Here is a 15,425-nt window from a genome sequence, read left to right on the forward strand (position 1 = left end):
AGCAAGTCGCATCGCGCAACTGCGCATCCGGCGATCATCACGGAGTGTTCGGGAGGGAGCAATCGGGTCTATTCCGCCGCCAGCCGCTCCGGACCACCCCGGCGCCCGATCAGCTGGTGAAAATCCTGGCTGCTCGGGCACTGCGTCAGGCGCTGCGTCAGCGCCTCGATCAGCCAGCCTGTGGCAGGCCCTGGCGGGTTGGCAGTCCGGCGGATGTAATAGAGCGGATATTCCGTCGTCTCATAGGCATCGATATCGAGCGCCACCAGCCGGCCGCTCGCCAGATCCTCGCGGACCAGCGGGGCCGGAAGGCCGCCCCAGCCCAGCCCGCCGCGGATCAGCTGGTGTTTCGTCGCCACATCGCCAACCCGCCAGACCTTGAACGACAGCACGTTGAAATCACGCCCTTTTGTAATGCCGGAGGCATCCGTGACCACCAGCTGCACTTCCTCGCGCACGTCGCGGCGTGTCAGCGTGCGCTCGATCAGCGTCAGCGGATGGTCGGCAGCGGCCACCGGCACCATGTAGGAATGGCCGATCTTTTCCGCCGTCAGCGTGTCATCTTCCTTCAGCAGACTGCCGCCGATGCCGATCGTGGCACGCCCGGTCGCCACCATGTCCATCACCATGCCAAGCTCTCCCGCATGGAGGCTGAGCGAGACGGAGGGAAACCGCTTGCCGAATTCCGTCAGCGATTCGACGATGGCATCGATCGGCACCATGTTGCTGACGGCAAGCGACACATCGGCTTCCAGCCCCTGCTTCAGCGCCTTGGCGCGCGCCCGCATGACCTGCAGGTCGGAGTTGATGCGCCGCGCATCGGCCAGAAGTGCGCGGCCGGCATCGGTCAGCTGCGTCTGGCGCGAGCCGCTGCGCTCAAACAACGACACTTCCAGCTGCGCTTCCAGATTGCCGATCGTGTAGCTCACCACAGATTGCGCCCGGTTCACCTGGCGGGCGGCGGCGGAAAAGCTGCCGGTCTCGGCCACGGCGAGAAACACCTGCAACTGATCGAGCGTCGGATTGGCGTCCATGAGCATCATCCACAGAGTTGATGGGTATCTTCGATATTATCACTATTTTCTGGATAGGTGTCCAACCTTATGTTCCGCCGCGATGGAGGCGATCCCAGGCCTCCCGCCAGAAATCAGTATGGATAACCACCATGTCGAAGATCCTCCTCATCACCTCGAGCCCCCGCGGCGAAGAATCGGTTTCCACGAAGGTTGCCACGGATGTGGCAGGCGCACTCGCCACCCGTAGCGGCGGTGACGTGGTCGTACGCGACCTCGCCGCCCAGCCGATCGCCCATCTCGATACCGTCACCACCTCGGCCATCCGCAAGGCCCCTGCCGACCGCACGGCACCGGAAGCCGCCGCCGCCGAAACCTCTGACGCGCTTGTCGCCGAACTGTTTGCCGCCGACGAAATCGTCATCGCCACCGGCCTCATCAACTTCAACATCTATTCGGGCCTGAAGAGCTGGATCGACAATGTCGCACGCGCCGGCATCACGTTCCGCTACACGGCAGAAGGCCCGGAAGGCCTGGTGACCGGCAAGAAGGTCTACATCGTGCTCGCCGCTGCCGGCGTTTATTCCGATGGCCCGGCCGCCCCGCTGAACCACGCCGTTCCGTACCTGAAGACCGTGCTCGGTTTCCTCGGCATGAAGGACGTTGAAGTCATCTATGTCGAAGGTCTGGCTTTCGGTCCGGAAGCCGTCGAAAAGGCACTGGCCTCTGCCAAGAGCCGCACCGAAGAACTGGCAAAGGCTGCCTGATCAGCTTGGCCTGACCGGTCAATCCCACCAAAGGGCCGTAGCGCACGCTGCGGCCCTTTTTTTGCGTGCGTTACGTGGTGCGGGAGGCTGCACCATCCGAAAACAGCGAGGCGCCATTCTGGTCGATGATCTGGCGTGCCTTGCGGAAGGTGCATTCCATCGCATCGTCCATGGAGGTGAACATGTCGGCGCGCACGAAGGTGCGAACCAGCGTCTGGCCATCCACCACCTTTTCAATACGCCCGGCAAGCCGCAACTGAGACCCCTCGCGCATCGGCTCGGCATAGATCATGCAGCCGGCATGTTCCTGCGGCTCGGCTTTCGGAGCGGCAGCAGCCGGCTTGTCTCCGGCGGAAAACATCGAGAGGATTTTTGAAAGGAAGGCCATGGATTTCCCTGTCCGTGTCGCGTGGTGAACGAAACGCCGGCAGCAAGCCACCGGCGCCAGTTTAGATTGATCAGATGATCAGGTTTGCCAGGATCTCGTTTTCGGTAATGTCCTGGTAACCGAGCCCGGCCTCCTCGAAGCGGGCGAGCAGGCCCGCAAAATTCTCCGGTCGGATGGTTTCGATGCCAATCAGGATCGAGCCGAAATTGCGCGCCGATTTCTTCAGGTATTCAAAGCGGGCGATATCGTCCTCAGGCCCCAGAAGATTGAGGAAATCGCGCAGCGCGCCGGGGCGCTGGGCCAGCCGCAGGATAAAATATTTCTTGAGGCCCGCATGGCGCATGGCGCGTTCCTTGACGTCGGGCAGGCGCTCGAAATCGAAATTGCCGCCGGAGACCACAGCGACAATCACCTTGCCCGTCACCGCATCCGCCGGAAGCGATGCCAGCGCCGTCAGCGACAGCGCACCGGCAGGCTCCAGCACCACGCCCTCGATATTCAGCATTTCGGTGATGGTCACGCAGATGGCGTTTTCCGGAACCGCCATCACCTGGGTCTCCGGAAAATGCTTCAGCGCCTCGAAATTCATGTCTCCGATGCGCGCGACGGCTGCACCATCGACGAAATTATCCACCTTCGCCAGGGTCACCGCATGGCCGGCTTTGAGGCTTTCCTTGAGGCTTGGCGCACCCGCCGGCTCCACCATCAGGAAAGCGGATGGATCAAGCGTATCGGACAGATAACCTGTCATGCCCGAGGAAAGGCCACCGCCGCCGACGGGCATGATGACGAGATCCGGCGTCACACCCTCAGGCAACTGGCGGGTGATTTCGGCGGCCACCGTTGCCTGTCCCTCGATGATGTCGGCGTGATCGAAAGGCGGCACCATCATGCCGCCGGTTTCCTCCACATGCGCGCGCGCTGCCGCATAGCACTGGTCAAAGATGTCGCCGATCAGGCGGATGGTGATGAAGGGACCACCGAACATGCGCGTCTTGTCGATCTTCTGCTGCGGCGTCGTCACCGGCATGAACACCACGCCGGGCACTTCGAAATGACGGCACACGAAGGCAAAACCCTGCGCATGGTTGCCGGCGGAGGCACACACGAAGGTGCGACCGCGGGCACCGTTGGCGATCGCCTTGCGCAGGAAATTGAACGCGCCGCGGATCTTGTAGGAGCGCACCGGCGACAGGTCCTCGCGCTTCAACCACACTTCGGCACCGAAACGACGGCTCAGATGCTCGTTGAGTTGCAGCGGAGTTTCGGGAAAGATTTCCCGCATCGCGGCCATCGCGTCATCCACAGCTGCACTGATCATCATATTCCATCCGTTGAAATTCCATTCGCTCCCCGCTATGCCATAGCTGATCGAGAGAGACAAAAGCTTCTTTCCAGACACAACCATCAGGACATCAGGCTTTTGAACGCAAACCTGTTCCGGTCATCCCTCTATATCGTTGCCCTATGCGGCATGTATCTGTCGGCGGCGATGTTCGTTCCCGCCTTCGTCGACGTCTACTACGGCCATCGCGACTGGCATGTGTTTGCCTTTTCCGGCGTGATGGTCGGCGGATTGTCGCTGGCAACGGCCATGGCGACGCGCGGCTCGGTGCCGGTCTTCAACAAGCGTCTGGGCTTTTTCCTCGTCAATATGCTGTGGGCGCTGTTTTCGCTTGTGGGCGCCATTCCGTTTTACCTGTCGGGCCTTGATCTCACCTTTGCGCAGGCGCTGTTTGAATCGATCTCGGCGATCACCACCACGGGTTCGACGGTTCTTGTCGGGCTGGACCGGATGGCGCCGGGCATTTTGATGTGGCGCTCACTTCTGCATTGGCTGGGCGGCATCGGCATCGTGGCGCTCGGGCTTTTCGTGCTGCCGTTTCTGCGCGTCGGCGGCCTGTCCTTCTTCAAGCTGGAATCATCCGATACCGGCGACAAGCCGTTTGCCAAGCTCGCGAGCTTCACCCGCGCCTTCATGGCCGTTTATGTCGGCATCACGATCCTGTGCACCATGGCCTATGCTTTTGCCGGCATGGGGCATTTCGATGCGCTGAACCATGCCATGGCAACCGTTGCCACCGGCGGGTTTTCCACGCATGACGCCTCTTTCGGTTATTTCAACAGCATTCCCCTGATGTGGGTCGGCACCGTATTCATGACGCTGAGCAGCCTGCCCTTCTCGATCCTCATCCTGTTTGCGGTTCGCCAGCGGCTCGACAGCCTGCGCGATCCGCAGATCGGCTTTTTCCTCGGTTATCTCTGCCTGTTTTCCGTCGCGCTTGGACTCTATCACCACCTCTACAACGGCGTCGATATGCAGACGGCGCTGGCGCATTCCTTCTTCAACATCTCCTCGATCCTCTCTACCACCGGCTTTGCCAGCGAGGATTATACGCTGTGGGGACCGTTTGCGGTGATGCTGGTGTTTTTTGCCACCTTCATGGGCGGCTGCTCCGGCTCGACGGCGGGCGGTATCAAGGCCTACCGGTTCGTCGTCGTCCTGAACGTCGTGCGAAGCGGCCTCAAGAAGCTGATCTATCCCAACGCCATCTACCCGGTGCGTTATGGCAAGACCGTGGTGGACCCGGACGTGGTGCGCGGCGTCTTCCTGTTCATCAGCCTTTATCTTTTTCTCTGGGCGGTCGGAAGCCTGTGCATGGCACTGCTCGGCTACGATATTCTGACCTCGGTCTCGGCTGTCATCACCTGCCTCTCCAACGTCGGTCCCGGCCTTGGCCACCTCATCGGCCCCGCCGGCAATTTTTCCTCGATCAGCGACCCGGCACTTTATCTGCTCTCGCTGATGATGCTGCTCGGACGCCTGGAAATCCTGACGGTGATGGTGCTGCTCCTGCCGCTGTTCTGGCGCAGCTGAGGCCGGGGGTTGCCGGGAGGTGGGTGGTGCGGACGACGGGGATCGAACCCGTATACCTCTCGGTGAGAGATTTTAAGTCTCTTGCGTCTACCAGTTTCGCCACGTCCGCATGCGCCAAGTCTTCTTCATGGGCTTGAAGAAAAATGCAAGGGCATGTTTGGGCTGAATCGGCCTCGCCTTGCAAGACGGGCGGTGACATATATTTGAGCCGTGGCATCCGCCTCGCCTTCCGCTGCTTGATCCGAGCGCCGAGGACGATAGGCGAAGGCCGGGGCTCACTCGGGAACTTCGCCGCAGCCTTGGCCGTTTGCCCGCCATCAAAAACAGGACACGAAAGATCATGAGAATATCGACGCTTGCGATTTTTGGCGCACTGGCACTTTCCGCCTGCAGCACGGCCACCAATGCGCCCGGTTATGATCCCATTCCCGGCAGCATCATCTACAATGGCCAGCCGCGCACGAAGCTGACGAAATCCCCCATCGGCAGCACGTTTTCCCATGAGTTTCGCGCAAATGGCGGACAGTATATTGAAACCTACCAGATCCAGCCGGATCGCAGTCTGAAGATCGTGCGCCGTATCTTTATGCCTGACATCCTCAGTTTCGATGACTGACCCTTGTGACAGCCCCACGACCGGCCGCAATGAGAGAGGAACCGTCAGGGGCCGGTGACGCACCCTGCATTGCGCAGTAAACAGCCGCCCCTTGCATCCGGGGCGTGCAGCCCTATCTCGTCTCGGCATTGAAAGGGAATACCAGTGAAATATCGCTTCCTCATCGTTGAAGACGGCCTGCTGATCGCCATGGATCTGGAAGAGGCCATCGAGCGAAGCGGCCATGAGGTGGTGGGCATCGCACCGGATATGAAGGTGGCGTTGAACTATGCCAAAGATGCCGACATCGCCTTTGTCGACGTGCGTCTGGCCGATGGCGAAACGGGACCGCAGCTTGCCCGCATCCTTGTCGAGCGCGGCATCCTGGTGGTTTTTGTGACCGGCAATCCGATGCTGGTCGAAGGGCGCGATGCCGGAGCCCTCGGCGTCATCGCAAAACCTCTGACGCAGCAGGCGGCGCTCGATGTCATCCAGTTCGCTGTCGACTGGAAAAACGGCATAACCCGCAATCCCCCGGGCCGCCTGCGCCTGTTCAAGCCGCTCCCGGTTCCAGGCACCTGACATTCAGAATCTGCGACAAGACGTTGAAATAAAAGAAAAGGCGCGAAAAAATGATCCGCGCCTTTTCCTGTTGTGGTTTGCAGAAAATACTCAGCTGGCGAGCTTGTTGGCAATCTTTGCCACATGCGCACCCTGGAAACGGGCACCTTCCAGCTCGATCTCGGAGGGCATACGCGAGCCGTCGCCTTCGGTGATGGTCGAGGCGCCGTAGGGCGAGCAGCCCTTGACCTGTTCGGTGCCCATCTGGCCCTGGAAGGAATAGGGCAGACCGACGACGGCCATGCCATGGTGGAGAAATGTCGGAATGAACGACAGGATGGTCGATTCCTGGCCGCCATGCTGAGTGGCCGTCGAGGTGAAGACCGAGCCGACCTTGCCGATCAGCTTGCCGGCAAACCACTGGCTGCCGGTCTGGTCCCAGAAATTGCGCATCTGTGAGGCAACCGTGCCAAAACGGGTGCCGGCACCGACGATGATGGCATCATAGCTTTCGAGATCGGCAGGTGTGGCTATCGGGGCCGACTGATCCATCTTGTAATGCGAGGCCTTGGCCACCTCTTCCGGCACCAGTTCCGGAACGCGCATCACCGTCACTTCCGCACCTTCCGATTTTACGCCTTCAGCCACCGCATAAGCCATGGTTTCGATGTGTCCGTAGGTCGAATGATAAAGTACCAATACCTTCGCCATGTTTTTCTCCCTTGGTTGCAAACACCGGGCTGGCGTTTGCCTTGGCCCGCAGATTACCTGCAACCGGCGCGGAAGCTACCGCGAATTCACGCACGCACTGTTCGATGATACGAAACGACAAATCCGCAACGATCATGTTTACGTAACAATGCGGTCGGACAAAATCGGCCCGCCGGTAAACGGGTCGCAGGCTCTTCATCCGCTGCCCGGTTTGCCGTAGGAACAGCAGACACGGATCATCGTTCCATCGCATCAATCGCCACCCCATGAGGATCACCATGACGTCTCAGATCGTAACCGCTGCCATACTCGCGATTGGCGACGAACTTCTGTCGGGCCGGACCAAGGACAAGAATATCGGACATCTCGCCGATCTGCTCCTCCTGTCGGGGATCGACCTCAAGGAAGTCAGGATCGTCGCCGACGAGGAGGACGCGATCGTCGAGGCACTGAATGCGCTGCGGGCACGCTTCACTTATGTCTTCACCTCCGGCGGCATCGGCCCGACGCATGACGATATCACCGCCGATGCCATCTCAAAGGCGTTTGGCCTGCCCTGCGAGCACGATCAAGCGGCCATGACACAGCTTGCCGCCATGTATGAGCGGCGCGGCATGGAGTTTACGGACGCCCGCCAGCGTATGGCCCGTATGCCCCGGGGCGCGCGGCATATCGCCAACCCGGTCTCGACGGCACCTGGCTTTATCGTGGAGAATGTCTATGTGATGGCCGGCGTGCCTCAGGTGTTCCAGGCCATGGTCGACAACATCCTGCCGGAGCTTGCAACGGGCGAAAAGATGCTCACCCGCGCGCTGCCCTGCCCCTATGGCGAAGGCGATATCGGCACGCTTCTCGGCACCATCCAGAAAGCTCATCCCGACACCAGCATCGGCTCTTATCCCAAATATGATGGCCAGCGCTTTTCCACCGAGCTTGTGGTGCGCGCCCGCGACGCATCCGCACTTGACGCTGCGGCAGAGGCAATCATTGCGATGATCCGGGATCTTGATGCCGCACGCGCCACCGGCCATCCCGGACCGGAGGCCTGAGAGGCCGTCTTTTCCGGATTATCAAGGACATATGACTCAGCGTGAGAAGACGGGAACACGCACTGCTTGACCCAGCGCAAGGCGTGTCCCATCTGAAGTGAGATGGTGGAACAATACGTCCGCCATCCGCGCAGAGGAGATACCGCCATGGGTTACAAGACCATACTCGCCGTCCTCGACAGCCAGAAAAACGCCAAGCCGATCACCGATTTCGCGGTGGACTTTGCGCGGCAATTTTCCGCGCATGTCGTGGGGGTCCGGGCGGAAATGCTGCCGACGGTGCCGCTGATTGCGCCGATGGAAATTCCAGATCCGACGGCCATGGAAATGTTGCAGCAGGCAGCAGAGGCAGAAACCGGCAAGATTGCCGGCATATTTCGCGGCATTGCCGAGCACGAGGGCATCTCGTTTGAATGGCGTTCCTTCGTGTCCTCTGCCAGCTACAGTTCCGAAAGCGTGTTGGAATGCACCCGCGCCAGCGACCTGATCCTCGCGGTCCAGAATGATCCCGCCACCAGCAACGACAACAGCGCGGATCTGGAAACGCTGCTGTTTGAGAGCGGTCGCCCGGTGCTGCTGGTGCCGCATGTTCTCTCGGCACCGAAGCCCATCCGCCGCGTGCTGATTGCCTGGAACGGCTCGAAAGAGGCCGCCCGCGCCACCTTTGATGCGCTGCCCTTCCTGAAAGAGGCCGAAAGCGTCGAGATCCTGTCCATCGACCCACCCGGCATGCCGCGCCAGACGCCAGCCCTTGCCGGTTCAGATCTTGCCGCAGCGCTTGCCCGCCACGATGTCAATGTGACGCTGAGCACCGAAGAAAAGGGCGATCTTTCGGTAGCGGCCATTATCGAGAACCGCCTCTCCGACAACAGCATCGATCTGCTTGTCATGGGCGGTTATGGCCATTCGCGCTGGTGGGAAATGCTGTTTGGCGGGGTCACCCGCAATGTCTTGCAGAGCATGACGGCGCTGACGCTTCTGTCACGCTGATCCGGCTTGCACAGGCAAGCAATTTGCAGCTAATAGCAACGGCCAACGGGAACAGGGCGAAAAGACCTGTTTCCGCGGGCTGCTCCGGCGTCACGGCCAGCCCTTGATCTCCCTTCAAAGCGCCCTTCCGGAGCCAGCTGCATGTCCCTACCCGATAAAGCCTTTCCCGTTTCCTGGGATCAGTTCCACCGTGATGCCCGCGCGCTTGCCTGGCGTCTTACAGGTCTCGGCCAGGAGTTCCGCGCCATCGTCTGTATCACCCGCGGCGGCCTTGTGCCGGCGGCGATCATTTCGCGCGAACTGAACATCCGCCTCATCGAAACCGTCTGCATCGCCTCCTACCACGACTACGTGAACCAGGGCGAGATGAACGTGCTGAAGGGCATTACAGCTGATCTCACCACCGAAGGCGGTCGCGGCGTTCTGGTGGTGGATGACTTGACCGACACCGGCAAGACCGCATCGGAAGTCCGCGCGATGATGCCTGCCGCGCATTTTGCCTGCGTCTACGCCAAGCCGAAGGGTGTGCCGATGGTCGATACCTTCGTCACCGAAGTCTCGCAGGATACCTGGATCTATTTCCCCTGGGATATGGGTTTCACCTATCAGGAGCCGATCGCCAAGGGCGCCAAGGGCTGAAGCAGATTTTTTAGCAAACAACGGGGCGGCTGCGTGTCAAACGGGCCGCCCTGATGTGTGCGCATCAAGAATGCGACACTAAATTACATTATTTATCAAAGACATGATCGCGCACGCACAGCGTGCAACGCGGCCGAGTTAAGCTTTTTTTCACGTTCCGGCCCCATAAATCAGGCGTGTCCTCGTATCGCAAGATACAACGCCGATCATGATCGATTGAGCTTTTGAGCACACGGTGCGTTGCCAGGGTCCCGGGATTACCGGCCATGAAGCAGAGACGCCACATCATGCATCGATCCGCGAAATCCCTCACGCTCACGGCAAAACTTGCCACCGTCATTGTCGGAATAAATCTAACCGGAATGCTCGGACTGGCATTTTACACATGGCGCAACGAAAGCACGTCCATGCTGTCGGATGCCACACAGACCTGGAGCAAGGATACCGCCCAGTTTGCAACCCTTGCCGCCGGTGGCGTGAAATGGGGCAAATCCGAAGCGGTTGCCGAAACCTATGCGCTTTATCGTGACGATGTGACGCTCAACCTCGTGCAGTTTGCAGCCTTTGGCCCGGAACTGAAACCGGTCAACAACTGGAGCCGAACAGGACTTGCAAACCTGCCTGGAGACGCAGAGCTTGCAAAGGTTGCCGCCGTGCGGCCGGAAAAACCGAGCGTCGATCTCAGCGCAATCGGCAATCATTATGTCACCATCACCTCGCCCCTGCCGCTCGACAAGAGCGGTAAAGTTGGCGGTTATGTCGTCACCACCTGGTCGGCGCAAAGCATCATGGCGGAAGCGACGCAAAAGATGCTGGTGGCGCTTTCCATGCAGTTTGCCATCATCGCAATTGCCGTTGTCGTCTTCATTCTCACCATGCGCCGCATGATCGGCCGACCGTTGAAGGCGCTGAGCGGGCGCATTACCGACCTCCAGAACGGCGATCTGGAGACCCCGGTTTCGCACCGCGATGGCGGCGACGAGATCGGCTTTCTGGCCCGCGCGCTCGAAGGTTTTCGCAATGATGCGATTGCCACCCTGGCGCAGCGCCAGCTTGCCGAAGAACAGCAGCAGGCGCTGAACGCCGAGCGCGCCCGCAATGCAGCCGCCGCGCAGGCAACGTCTGCCACGCAGAACCACGTGATGCAGACACTGGGTTTCGCGCTGGAACAGGTGGCAAACGGCAACCTCAACACCCGGCTGGACGATCTCGGCCCCGAATTCGACAAGCTCCGGCTTGATTTTAATGCCATGGTGGCCGCAATCACCGGCGCCGTCACCGATATCAAGACCGCATCCTTTGCCGTGGAAACCGGCGCCGGCGAACTGACCAGCCAGGCCGAGCAACTTGCGCAACGGACCGAACGTCAGGCCGCAGCGCTGGAAGAGACCGCAGCCGCCCTCGACCAGGTGACGAGCACCGTGCGCACCTCCTCGCGCAATGCCGAAGAGACCGGCGCCATGATCGGCGAGGCCAAGTCGGAGGCGCAGCATTCGGCCCAGGTGGTGCGCAACGCCATCGGCGCCATGGACCGCATCCAGCAGTCTTCCTCGCAGATCGGACAGATCATCTCTGTCATCGACGAGATCGCGTTCCAGACCAATCTGCTGGCCTTGAATGCCGGCGTGGAAGCGGCACGCGCCGGCGAAGCCGGCAAGGGGTTTGCGGTTGTGGCGCAGGAAGTGCGCGAACTGGCCCAACGCTCGGCCAATGCCGCAAAGCAGATCAAGGCGCTCATCGAAGTGTCCAGCACGGAAGTCTCCGGCGGCGTCGAACTGGTCAACCAGACGGGCGACGCCCTCCTGAAGATCGAATCCCATATTGCCCGCATCAATGACGGCATCCTGGTCATGGTGGACGCCTACCGCCAGCAGGCTACCGGCCTGCAGGAGATCAATGGTGCCATCAACAACATGGACCAGACGACACAGCAGAACGCCGCCATGGTGGAGGAAACCAGCGCGGCCTGCCACGAGCTGCTGTCGCAAAGCCAGTTGATGCAGGACGCGGCAAACCGCTTCCAGCTCGGCTCCGGCACGCCCGCAATGGAAACACGGCGTTCCGTCGCCTGACCTTTCTGAATACCTCCGCAGCGGCCCGGGAGGCGGCAGTCGGGCTGCGCCAGAACCCAGATGACATCCAGATCAAACAAGAGGAACATTCCATGACACGCGCATCGACCAGCCTTGCAGTCCTTGCCCTCCTTGCCTTCGGCGCGCAGCCGCTGATGGCCGAAGAGGCCCATGTCGCCCCCGTCACGGCCTTCATGCAGAGCGGCGTCAAGCCATGGCTGAACGACCCGACGATCATCTCCGCTGTGAAGGCGCAGAACGCCAAACATGCCGCTCTTGCCGAAGCCGACATCATCGCGCTCGACAAGACGTGGCGCGCCGAAGTGGAGGCTTCCGACAAGCCGCTGATCAGTGCGACACTCGCCAATGCGGTATCTGTGTTCCTCAAGGAAAAACAGGCGGCATCGTCCGGCGCCATCGCCGAAGTCTTCGTCATGGACAACAAGGGCCTCAATGTCGGCCAGAGCGATGCGACATCCGATTATTGGCAGGGCGACGAAGCCAAGTTCAAGAAGAGCTTCGGAGCCGGCAAGGATGCCGTCTTCGTGGATGGTGTCGAGAAGGACGAATCGACCCAGGCCCTGCAGTCGCAGGCGTCCATGACCATCGTCGATGAAACCGGCACCCCCATCGGCGCCATCACCGTCGGCGTCAACATGGACGCCATCTGATACACTAGCCGCCAAGGCGCTGAGCAGACACGTATCAATCGCGGCCGCCCTCCGGGGCGGCCTTCAGACTGCTGACGATGGGCTTTCAGCTTTGTTCCGTCATGCTCGGGCCTGTCCCGAGCATCTACAAACGTCTGATGCTATTGGATCTTAGTAGATCCTCGGCACAAGGCCGAGGATGACGTCGTGGTGGGAGACAGGTTTGTCAACAAACTGGCGGCCGCCCTCCGGGGCGGCCGTTTTTATTCATCTGACAGCCTATCGCTTTTGCCCCAGATGAGGCCATACTTCCCCGGATATCGTCTTTCCCAGTCTGCGTTCCATCTCCTTGCGTTGCCGCCCATCGTCTCGGTCTTCAAAAGCATTTGCAGGCGCCATGTCGATTTCCGATTTCATCTACCGCCCGTTCGAGACGCTGATCCGCCCGCTCGACATTCCCTACCGGCCGCTGCCGTCGAAAAGCCCCTATGCGGTTCTCCTGCATTTCATCGGCCTGTTTCGCGGCATCCTGATTGCGCTGGCGCTCTCCTCCATGGCGATCGAGGCGATCAACCTCACCATCGTCTGGGGGCTCTCGGTCATCGTTGACGGCGTCACGCAGATGGGTGCCGAAGCGTTTCTCATAAACCGCTGGCAGCTTTTGACCGTTCTCGGACTGCTGATCTTTCCCGCCATGCCGCTCGTGTCCTTCCTCGTCAACACGTTCCAGTCGCACACGCTCGGCATCGGCATGCCGGTTGCCATCCAGTGGCAGGGCCACAAGGCGGTGGAGCGGCAGGACCTTGCCTTCTTCCACGATCTGTTTGCCGGACAGGTCGCCTCGCGCCTGTCGCAGGTAGCGTCTGCCGTGCAACAGCAGGTGATTGCCGCCTTCCAGTCCATTCCGCGCTTCCTGCTGCAGATGGTCGGTTCCGTCGTGCTGCTCGCCACCCTCTCCTGGCAGCTGGCACTTCCCGTCATCATCTGGATCGCGCTCAACGTGGCGCTTGCCGCATATCTTGCGCCGATCTTTGCCGATCGCGCCCGCCGCTCTGCCAAACAGCGCAGCCTTGTCTCCGGTGCCATCACCGATCTCTATGCCAACATGCAGATGATCAAGCAGTTTGCCGCCGAAGACAGCGAGGCCGGCGCCATCCGCCGCATCCTCGAAAAATCCATGCGCGCGCAGCACCAGGAACAGCGCATCTACCGCACGTCGGAACTGATCGTCGTTGCGCTCAACATGCTGTTGTGGCTTGCCATCCTCTTCATTGGCTTTTCCGGCCTTTTGCGCGGCTTTTTGAGCGTCGGCGAATTCGTGGCGGCGGTCTATGTGCTGCACCGGCTGTCCGGCCACACCTTCACGTTCCTGCAGATGGGCCAGCAGATCTTTCAGGCGATCGGCACGATCCGTGATGCCATGCCTGTCATGACCACGCCGCCAACCATCGTCGACCGGCCGAACGCGCCTCAACTTGCGGTATCGAGGGGCGAGATCCGCTTTGAAAATATCCGGTTCGAATACAAGCCCGGCAAGCCTGTCATCGAGGGCCTAGAGCTTTGCGTGCGGCCCGGAGAAAAAGTCGGGCTCGTCGGCCTTTCCGGTGCCGGCAAAACGACGCTGGTCAGCCTGCTCCTGCGCTTTTACGACCTGACGGAGGGGCGCATCCTCATCGACGGGCAGGATATCCGCACCGTCACCCAGGCAAGCCTGCGCGCGCAGATCGGCGTCATCGCGCAGGACGTGGCGCTGCTGCATCGCTCCGTCGGCGACAATATCCGTTACGGCCGCCCCGGTGCGACAGGCAAGGAAATCGTCGCAGCCGCCCAAGCAGCCGAAGCCGATCGTTTTATCGCCGATCTCTCCGACAAGGAGGGCCGGCACGGCTATGATGCCTTTGTCGGCGACCGCGGCATAAAGCTCTCAGGTGGTCAGCGGCAGCGGGTCGCCATTGCCCGCGTCCTGCTGAAGGATGCCCCGATCCTCATTCTCGACGAGGCAACCTCGGCGCTCGACAGCGAGGCGGAAGCCGCCATCCAGGACCGCTTGAGCCTGCTGATGCACGACAAGACCGTGATTGCCATTGCCCACCGCCTCTCGACGATTGCCGCGATGGACCGCATCGTCGTGCTCGACAAGGGGCACATCGTTGAACAGGGAACGCCAGACGACCTTCTGCACCAGGATGGGCTTTATGCGCGGCTGTGGAAACGCCAGACCGGCGGTTACATTCCCGATGTGATCGATCCTTGAACCGGCGCATGGCAGGAAAGGCTTGTCCTGCCCGCCTTCGCATGCCAGATGCAGGCGCACGTGAGACAGCGCCTGGCAACAGGCCAAACGAAGGGCCAACCGCTGGCCCGCCTGCCATACGAGGCCATCAGAAAAAATGCTCCCCTGGATACAGATCGACGAGGCAGACATTCCAGGCGATGGCGGCAAGCTGCGCCTCAAACAGCGCGGCCAGGAATTCTCCATCATGCTCGGCGCAAACGAGTTGATGAACAGCCGTCTCAGCGGCTCGGAAGAAGCGCTGGCCGTTCTGTCGCAGGAAAAGATCTCCGGACGCAAAAAGCCGCATATGCTGATCGGCGGTCTCGGCATGGGCTTTACGCTGCGCGCCGCCTTGGCCGTGCTGCCGCCGGACGCAAAAGTCACCGTGGCCGAACTGGTGCCGGCAGTTGTTGCCTGGGCACGCGGCCCCATGGCCGAAGTCTTCAAGGGCTGCCTGGATGATCCGCGCGTGGCCATTCACGAGGGCGATGTCGCCGGGCTGATCGCCGCCTCCCCCGCAACCTTCGATGCGATCCTGCTGGACGTGGACAATGGCCCGGACGGGCTGACGCGGCCCTCGAACGATCGCCTCTACGATCACGAAGGGCTGCGTTTCACCCGCGCGGCATTGCGCCCGGGCGGCGTTCTCTCCGTCTGGTCGTCCGGCCCCGATGCCGCCTTTACCCGGCGCCTGAAGGACAGCGGTTTTAGCGCGGAAGCCAAACCGGTGCGTGCCAGCACCAAGCGCAGCGGCGCGCGTCATGTCATCTGGCTTGCGGTGAAGCCTTAAGCCGACGTCCCCCATATAAAAAAGGCGCCGCATCGCTGCAGCGCCTT

At 60.9% G+C, this 15,425-nt stretch carries 15 protein-coding genes and 1 tRNA gene; 11 read left to right on the top strand and 5 right to left on the bottom strand.

The window, feature by feature from the left end:
* Positions 1-68: 68 nt before the first annotated feature.
* Positions 69-1,034: a LysR family transcriptional regulator gene (locus AC4CWH_RS08795; protein ID WP_491321251.1), complete on the bottom strand. Its 966-nt coding sequence runs from the start codon at positions 1,032-1,034 to the stop codon at positions 69-71.
* 131 nt (positions 1,035-1,165) lie between these two features.
* Between AC4CWH_RS08795 and AC4CWH_RS08800 the strand changes: the two genes are divergently transcribed.
* Complete coding sequence (locus AC4CWH_RS08800; RefSeq protein WP_491281675.1) at positions 1,166-1,780, top strand: FMN-dependent NADH-azoreductase; 615 nt, start codon at positions 1,166-1,168, stop codon at positions 1,778-1,780.
* Between the two features lie 70 nt (positions 1,781-1,850).
* On the opposite strand, the gene AC4CWH_RS08805 is transcribed toward AC4CWH_RS08800, so the two are convergent.
* Together AC4CWH_RS08805 and ilvA are read right to left on the bottom strand one after the other, a co-directional pair.
* Positions 1,851-2,168: an HlyU family transcriptional regulator gene (locus AC4CWH_RS08805; RefSeq protein WP_491321252.1), complete on the bottom strand. Its 318-nt coding sequence runs from the start codon at positions 2,166-2,168 to the stop codon at positions 1,851-1,853.
* A 70-nt stretch (positions 2,169-2,238) separates the two neighbouring features.
* Positions 2,239-3,492, bottom strand: a complete 1,254-nt coding sequence (gene ilvA, locus AC4CWH_RS08810; RefSeq protein WP_491321253.1) for a threonine ammonia-lyase — start codon at positions 3,490-3,492, stop codon at positions 2,239-2,241.
* A gap of 99 nt (positions 3,493-3,591) precedes the next feature.
* Here ilvA and AC4CWH_RS08815 point away from each other — a divergent pair, with 99 nt between their 5' ends.
* Positions 3,592-5,046, top strand: coding sequence for a TrkH family potassium uptake protein (locus AC4CWH_RS08815; RefSeq protein ID WP_491321254.1), 1,455 nt, complete (start codon positions 3,592-3,594; stop codon positions 5,044-5,046).
* 24 nt (positions 5,047-5,070) lie between these two features.
* Here the strand turns inward: AC4CWH_RS08815 and AC4CWH_RS08820 are convergent.
* Positions 5,071-5,155, bottom strand: a tRNA-Leu gene (locus AC4CWH_RS08820).
* A 231-nt stretch (positions 5,156-5,386) separates the two neighbouring features.
* Here AC4CWH_RS08820 and AC4CWH_RS08825 point away from each other — a divergent pair.
* Complete coding sequence (locus AC4CWH_RS08825; RefSeq protein WP_491281679.1) at positions 5,387-5,662, top strand: hypothetical protein; 276 nt, start codon at positions 5,387-5,389, stop codon at positions 5,660-5,662.
* A 144-nt stretch (positions 5,663-5,806) separates the two neighbouring features.
* Entirely contained in the window at positions 5,807-6,223 is a 417-nt protein-coding gene (locus tag AC4CWH_RS08830; protein ID WP_491281680.1) for a response regulator, read from the top strand.
* 90 nt (positions 6,224-6,313) lie between these two features.
* On the opposite strand, the gene wrbA is transcribed toward AC4CWH_RS08830, so the two are convergent.
* Positions 6,314-6,913 carry an NAD(P)H:quinone oxidoreductase gene (gene wrbA / locus AC4CWH_RS08835; RefSeq protein ID WP_491321255.1) on the bottom strand — a complete coding sequence of 200 codons (600 nt, stop codon included), beginning with the start codon at positions 6,911-6,913 and terminating at the stop codon, positions 6,314-6,316.
* 278 nt (positions 6,914-7,191) lie between these two features.
* Between wrbA and AC4CWH_RS08840 the strand changes: the two genes are divergently transcribed.
* The 7 genes from AC4CWH_RS08840 to AC4CWH_RS08870 all read left to right on the top strand — a co-directional run bounded on the left by AC4CWH_RS08840 (position 7,192) and on the right by AC4CWH_RS08870 (position 15,378).
* Positions 7,192-7,962, top strand: a complete 771-nt coding sequence (locus tag AC4CWH_RS08840; RefSeq protein ID WP_491321256.1) for a competence/damage-inducible protein A — start codon at positions 7,192-7,194, stop codon at positions 7,960-7,962.
* A 147-nt stretch (positions 7,963-8,109) separates the two neighbouring features.
* Positions 8,110-8,952, top strand: a complete 843-nt coding sequence (locus tag AC4CWH_RS08845; protein WP_491321257.1) for a universal stress protein — start codon at positions 8,110-8,112, stop codon at positions 8,950-8,952.
* Positions 8,953-9,093: 141 nt separating this feature from the next.
* The gene (gene gpt, locus AC4CWH_RS08850) at positions 9,094-9,591 is read left to right on the top strand and encodes a xanthine phosphoribosyltransferase (protein ID WP_491321258.1); all 498 of its coding nucleotides are present in this window, start codon (positions 9,094-9,096) and stop codon (positions 9,589-9,591) included.
* A gap of 287 nt (positions 9,592-9,878) precedes the next feature.
* Positions 9,879-11,663 (top strand): methyl-accepting chemotaxis protein, encoded by a 1,785-nt coding sequence (locus tag AC4CWH_RS08855; protein ID WP_491321391.1) that lies wholly within the window; start codon positions 9,879-9,881, stop codon positions 11,661-11,663.
* A 92-nt stretch (positions 11,664-11,755) separates the two neighbouring features.
* Positions 11,756-12,334 carry a hypothetical protein gene (locus AC4CWH_RS08860; RefSeq protein WP_491321259.1) on the top strand — a complete coding sequence of 193 codons (579 nt, stop codon included), beginning with the start codon at positions 11,756-11,758 and terminating at the stop codon, positions 12,332-12,334.
* A 376-nt stretch (positions 12,335-12,710) separates the two neighbouring features.
* On the top strand, positions 12,711-14,567 hold the full coding sequence (locus tag AC4CWH_RS08865) for an ABC transporter ATP-binding protein (protein WP_491321260.1): 1,857 nt from the start codon (positions 12,711-12,713) through the stop codon (positions 14,565-14,567).
* Positions 14,568-14,703: 136 nt separating this feature from the next.
* The gene (locus AC4CWH_RS08870; protein WP_491321261.1) at positions 14,704-15,378 is read left to right on the top strand and encodes a spermidine synthase; all 675 of its coding nucleotides are present in this window, start codon (positions 14,704-14,706) and stop codon (positions 15,376-15,378) included.
* The last annotated feature ends 47 nt before the right edge of the window (positions 15,379-15,425 follow it).

The organism is Neorhizobium sp. PAMB6716, from assembly GCF_058242805.1.

Excerpts from the sequence above, each read along its gene's own strand:
- AC4CWH_RS08855 (WP_491321391.1), top strand. The coding sequence starts at position 9,879 with ATGCATCGATCCGCGAAATCCCTCACGCTCACGGCAAAACTTGCCACC.
- AC4CWH_RS08800 (WP_491281675.1), top strand. The coding sequence starts at position 1,166 with ATGTCGAAGATCCTCCTCATCACCTCGAGCCCCCGCGGCGAAGAATCG.
- AC4CWH_RS08805 (WP_491321252.1), bottom strand. The coding sequence starts at position 2,168 with ATGGCCTTCCTTTCAAAAATCCTCTCGATGTTTTCCGCCGGAGACAAG.
- gpt (WP_491321258.1), top strand. The coding sequence starts at position 9,094 with ATGTCCCTACCCGATAAAGCCTTTCCCGTTTCCTGGGATCAGTTCCAC.
- ilvA (WP_491321253.1), bottom strand. The coding sequence starts at position 3,492 with ATGATGATCAGTGCAGCTGTGGATGACGCGATGGCCGCGATGCGGGAA.
- AC4CWH_RS08870 (WP_491321261.1), top strand. The coding sequence starts at position 14,704 with ATGCTCCCCTGGATACAGATCGACGAGGCAGACATTCCAGGCGATGGC.
- AC4CWH_RS08795 (WP_491321251.1), bottom strand. The coding sequence starts at position 1,034 with ATGGACGCCAATCCGACGCTCGATCAGTTGCAGGTGTTTCTCGCCGTG.
- AC4CWH_RS08845 (WP_491321257.1), top strand. The coding sequence starts at position 8,110 with ATGGGTTACAAGACCATACTCGCCGTCCTCGACAGCCAGAAAAACGCC.
- AC4CWH_RS08825 (WP_491281679.1), top strand. The coding sequence starts at position 5,387 with ATGAGAATATCGACGCTTGCGATTTTTGGCGCACTGGCACTTTCCGCC.
- wrbA (WP_491321255.1), bottom strand. The coding sequence starts at position 6,913 with ATGGCGAAGGTATTGGTACTTTATCATTCGACCTACGGACACATCGAA.
- AC4CWH_RS08840 (WP_491321256.1), top strand. The coding sequence starts at position 7,192 with ATGACGTCTCAGATCGTAACCGCTGCCATACTCGCGATTGGCGACGAA.
- AC4CWH_RS08865 (WP_491321260.1), top strand. The coding sequence starts at position 12,711 with ATGTCGATTTCCGATTTCATCTACCGCCCGTTCGAGACGCTGATCCGC.
- AC4CWH_RS08860 (WP_491321259.1), top strand. The coding sequence starts at position 11,756 with ATGACACGCGCATCGACCAGCCTTGCAGTCCTTGCCCTCCTTGCCTTC.